Genomic DNA, 5,557 nt, shown 5'->3' with positions numbered 1-5,557 from the left:
CACCCTAACCCTCCCCGATGCATTGGTCCGGGAACTTGTTTCCCCCCAATCCATCGGGGGGACTAAGGGGGGTAATAATGCGATAAAAATCACAGCCAACCACTTTCCAAACATCCTCTTAGACTTTTTTGAATGTTTGAAATTTGAGAGTTAACAAGCTATCTAACTTTTTCTGACCATTAACACCAAAGTAGACAGCGAGCGTCAAAAGTACATCTACAAGAAATTTGTCATTGGTATAATCGTAAGCATTATCGCTCCCCTTGCGCCTTCTTGCACTTATGCCTTATAGCCAATTTACGACAATCACCAAAGTTAAGGAAGCTTTTGACCTTTCTACTGTAGAAGGAGTTCGCTTTTTGCCAGAGACTGCTGCAATAACTCCTTCCAATACCTTACAGGACTATTTAGAAGAAACTTTACCAATCGCGACCGCAACAGGCAGTGAAAAAGCTCGTTCCGAACTAATTATCACTCCCGTATTAGTAGAGGTACGTCGGATTCTCAATCGAGAAGTTAGCCTGTTTTCTGGGGAAGACTTTACAGTTGACGAAAGTTTAGGGCTCAACGGGCGATGTGACTTCCTGATTAGCCGTTCTCCTGAAATGCTGGAGATCGAAGCTCCAGTTATCATCATTGTGGAAGCAAAGCAGGCCGATCTGAAGACAGGCATTGGACAATGTGTAGCACAGATGATTGCTGCACAAAAATTTAATCAAGCCAAGGGAAAATGTATCTCAATCATTTATGGCAGCGTTAGCAACGGAGTTCAGTGGCAATTTTTAAAGTTGGAACAGCAAACGGTGACAATTGACTTGACAATTTACCCCCTGCCTTCTGTAGGACAAATCTTAAGCTTCTTGGTGTGGATAGTGCAGGAAGGTTAACCTTAGGATTTCTCGGCTTTTTGGCCGGCATTCTTGTGGTTGGAAGGAACGCTTTTCAAAGCTTTACACCTTTACACCTTTACTAAAACCTTTCAAGACGCCCTCGGTGTTACACCGAGGGTATATCAACGCGATCGCGCATGAAATTGGGCTAGCGTAGCCTACTTTCTATACTGACACGGAGAATTTAAAAGTTGCAAAACTATACATCATTTTTAAAAGTATGTATCATAACAAAATATTCGATTCTACCGAAGCGAAAGTTGGTTTTAATAAACTTTAACCAAGCAGTCTAAGACATTATTTAAAAAATTGATATTACTTTATACGGTTTTCATAGCAAAATCTATTAAAAAATGGGAACACTGATGTAAATAGAATTGTACTCTAGATGAACATAAAAATGAATATACAGCAGTGGTTTCCAGTTATCAAATGGTGGGTTTGGATTGCTATAACATTATCATTTCCAATTGGCGCGGGAGGATGGGGACTTGTTCAACTCTTTCAGTTGCCAGAACTTCCGGATTGTTTATCAGAATCAAGCAGGGCTTCTGCCTCTGCAGTTTTCTACTGTGGCAAAGCGATCGCAGATGAACAAGATGTAGATAAGTTGTCTCAAGCCATAGAATTAGTAAGTAAATTGCCTGCATCGCATCCTCAGTATAAAATGGCCGAACACTTGATGGAGCAATGGTCTCAGGCAGTATTGCGCTTGGGTGAAAATGCCTTTCAGCAGGGAGATATAGATAGAGCAGTTGATATTGTTAAAAACATTCCCGACAATGTTCCTACTTATAAGTTAGTAGATAACAGAATTAAACAATGGAGATCTGTATGGTCAAAAGCTTCAGTTATTTATGAAGATGCTGTAGCTAAACTAGAGAAAGATGACCGTGAAAATTCGTATATAGCATTAACTGAAGCTAGAAAACTTCTAAAAATAGGGAATGATTATTGGGAGACAACTAAGTATCAAGAATTAGTAGCTCAAATTCAAGATATTAGAGAGAAACAAGAAGAACAAGCCGCAGAAGAAGAAAAATATCGTCAAGCAATAGCCAAACAAGAACCAGAGAAAATAGACAATTGGGAGCAAGAGCAAGAAGCACAAGATGTTGCCTATTTAACAAGAGCTAGGAACTTAGCCAAGTCTCAGAAAGTTGAAGAGATGATAGATGGCATTAGTGAGGCTAGCATGGTCAGTTATGGTCGTTACTATGAAGAAGCACAAAAATTGATAGCCGAACTCAGACAAAATATAGAAATTGTTGACGATCGCTCCTCACTTGAACAAGCTAAAAAACTTGCAAATCGTAATGATTTGATATCTCTACAAATGGCAATTAATGAAGCTAGCTTAATTACAGAAGGGCGTCCTCTATATAAAGAAGCAAACGAACACATTGCCAAGTGGAATGCGAAAGTCTTAAAACTTCAATCTCAAACTCAGCCCAACCATATAACAGCAGGTAGCGAACAATTATCAGTGAACGGCGAACAGTGAACAGTTACCAACTGCTAGTAATAGATGTAGGTAGGGAAGACAGCCCACCTTTCTAAATCGTTGGTGGGTAGTACCCACCCCAAGACTTTCTAGCCATTTTTTTCCGTGTAACAAATGATAAAAAAATCACTAATATGCGTTCTGGTACGCCTGTTATTGGGTGTGTGGAAGTAAATGGACTTCTGACTCAAACTTTAGTACTAGTCATTTTGTGGATAAAAATATCAAACGTTTGTCCCATACACAGCCATTAGGAAAATTCTTATAGTGAAAATAGTTCAAGAAAAACAGATGAATGAAGGAACTCTCCACAAGTTCTTCATTTTTTATCTGTAGTTTGAATAGTATGAACCGCCAACAAGGAACTCTGGACGGATTCATTTATGTGTAATTTCTAAACTTAACCACTGGGAACATATTTTCATTCTGGGAATTTATCCAATTTTGTTTTATTTAATGCTCTGCTAAATACAGAGCATTTTTTATTTGCTATACGCATGGACAGTCTTAGCTTCGCTATCGCACTTGCGTTCAGTTTACTTCCCTGCTTCTATGCCGTATAGCGTTTCCTAGTCTGCTTAGGTACAAATTTATCTGAGTCCATCCGCTACAGGCTGCGGTTAATTCCATATCCTGTACCTCACTAACGTGAGAATTGCTAGATCGTGGGCAATGCACCTTACTTAATTGATAAATTTGTGCCTTAAGTGAGGTGTTTTATGGCAAGAACCGCTTCTACATTAAAACTGGTACTGCTTGAAGACTTATTCAACAGCACCAAGTCATTTATTCACACCTTGAAACAACGCTCTGGCACGCTCAGGTAGGTCTATCATTCGTCAGTCAGGATTACCTCGTATGCTTTTTGAGGTTGATGAATAAGACTAAGGGCATACACTATATTACTTGATGTCCTCGCAAAGATCGCGATCGCTCTCAGCGTTTGGGTTATTCTTGAGATAATTACGGATACGATCGCACCCCGCTTTTATCAGGTCGTCTAAATCAAACCTCAGCGTAGATAACTTACCATTTTCTTCAAGTTTCAAATTATGCCATAGCTTAGCAGTTTCCCGAGCGCGATCGCAATGTTCTTTTACGCGGCTAGTAATAAGTGAACTAGTATAAGTGTAGACCAACTAGTCCTCTCGTTCCCAGGCTTTCTCAGGCTGAACCTGGGAACGAGGTGAAGACTTTTGTGGCTCAAAGCATCATTAAGCAATACCCAAGACTTTCCGCAGCACAGCTTGGTCTTCTAGCTTAGCTTTAAGACGACCATTTTCCAAATCGCGAATCCAGCTTTGGCTTTTACCAGCCAATTTTGCCAATTCTCTCTGGGAAAGATTCAAATTTTGTCTTGCTTGCAGGATTTGTTCACCAAGCAAGTATCCTGCTGTGCTTTTTGACTTTTTTTTGTTCTTAGTAGCAGTTCGTTGCTTTTTGTCTGGTTCAATGGTCTGATGTTCCCATTCCTGAGGTAACTCGAAGGATAATATCCGAGCATTCATCAGCATATTCCACTTACCACGGGGACTTGCATCCGTTAGACGGGTATTACCACCTGCATCATTAATCCAAAACTCTAAGGCTTCATCTGGATCTTCGGGTATATCAACTAATTTTGCCCACAATGGCTGAATTTCTGGTGGGTAGGTCACGGGATCGAATGTCGGTTTCATGCCATAATGGTTAAGGACTTCCAAATCATTTTCAAAAGTCCGTAGCAGCCGCTTGCGTTCCTCCCTCTGTCTGCAAGCAATAGAGATTTTCTCTTCGCCGTAAGCTACGCGCAGTAGAGTGGGAACTGTGATGCGTTGTTCTTTGCCCATTTTGGTTTTAAACAACAACCATAACATCAGTCGCGCTGTACCTTCATGTTGTTGCCAAATACTCATGACTGTGGTTAACAGGGATTTGGGCAAACTGCCATATTGATAAAATGCAGTTCTTTCCTTACAACCTTGTTTATTTAAGAAATATTGAGACCAGATACCTGCTCTCACTTTAAAAGTTAACCCAGTTAAATATTTACACCCAATACTATCGTCTTGAAAGTGATGCTGAATTTCTATCAAGTGCCACAATCGGCTGTCTTCTACAGAAAACCCCTTAATATAACCTTGTTGGGGCCAATCAATGGAAACAATCAGCGAACAAGCCTGCTGCACCAAATTTTTCATCAACGCTAGCTTAGCGGCTTTACTCAAGTCTTTGCGCTTCTCCATCCCCAAATATTTCTCAATTTGGCGGTCATCAATGGCAAATTCTTGTTCCCAAGGCTTATCCAAAGCTGTTACATGAGCAGCAAAAATTAGGTTGATACAAGCTGCTCTGATATCAAGATTCTCTATTGCCTCTAATTCAGTCAATAGTTCGCCCTTATTGTGTAGATCGGAGATATGAAAAGCAATTTCTCCCTTTCCTTGGTTAACTTGTCGGCGGTAACACACCTTCTGAGATTCATCAATTGCCCAAGGTAATGAAGTTCTTTGAGAGAGAACATTACAAGCTTCCCATATGACTAATGATGATGCAAATGGATTGGTCTTACCGTTAGCGAATAAATCGGGGCTAGTGACTTCTCTGAGGTCAATTTTGCATCGCCCTCTTTTTGCCTGTAAGGGAATTGGTGACTGCGTTGGACAAACAATGACACATTGAGGTTCGGGGTAATAGCCTTCGCAATTGTTACAAAGACTAGGGTCAATCCAGTATTCATCGTTCTCTAGTTTGATAGCACCAGTAGGACATTGGGGACGGCAATTGTCACATCCAACGCAACTGTTGTTAGGAATTGTATAAGGCATAAGGCTTCTTCCCACTCTAATCGTTGAGATGTTTGGCTCAAGTCTCCCCTAGATGTGTCCTTTACCCTCTCCACTCTTCACCGTATTATTTTCTGGCAAAAATGGATTTTTTTACCGTACTCATTACCCACATCTTGATTGGGACAATGCATCCAATTGGAAGCTATTTAAGGTTTTTAACCAGAGCCTTTTTTTTAGTTTCCTACTTTATAACATTTCATAATTTTTTCTAAAAATGTGTTCTTAATGAGCTAAAGAAGTTTTCATAAACTACGCTTAAGAAGTAATTCAATAACACTTTTTTTGCGGTTATCTAAAAACTTTTGAAATTGTTAATAAAGAACAAAATAAACCTT

At 39.9% G+C, this 5,557-nt stretch carries 4 protein-coding genes; 2 read left to right on the top strand and 2 right to left on the bottom strand.

All coding sequences use genetic code 11. From position 1 onward, the window contains the following. Positions 1-281 precede the first annotated feature (281 nt). Positions 282-887: a hypothetical protein gene (locus F7734_RS60275; RefSeq protein ID WP_155753681.1), complete on the top strand. Its 606-nt coding sequence runs from the start codon at positions 282-284 to the stop codon at positions 885-887. Between the two features lie 403 nt (positions 888-1,290). Next, complete coding sequence (locus tag F7734_RS60270) at positions 1,291-2,394, top strand: hypothetical protein (protein WP_155753680.1); 1,104 nt, start codon at positions 1,291-1,293, stop codon at positions 2,392-2,394. A gap of 902 nt (positions 2,395-3,296) precedes the next feature. Here F7734_RS60270 and F7734_RS60265 read toward each other — a convergent pair. Together F7734_RS60265 and F7734_RS60260 are read right to left on the bottom strand one after the other, a co-directional pair. Beyond that, positions 3,297-3,533: a hypothetical protein gene (locus F7734_RS60265; protein WP_155753679.1), complete on the bottom strand. Its 237-nt coding sequence runs from the start codon at positions 3,531-3,533 to the stop codon at positions 3,297-3,299. 75 nt (positions 3,534-3,608) lie between these two features. Further along, the gene (locus F7734_RS60260) at positions 3,609-5,201 is read right to left on the bottom strand and encodes a helix-turn-helix domain-containing protein (protein ID WP_155753678.1); all 1,593 of its coding nucleotides are present in this window, start codon (positions 5,199-5,201) and stop codon (positions 3,609-3,611) included. Positions 5,202-5,557 lie beyond the last annotated feature (356 nt).

Source organism: Scytonema sp. UIC 10036 (assembly GCF_009725235.1).
This window is presented reverse-complemented; position numbering and strand designations above follow the sequence as displayed.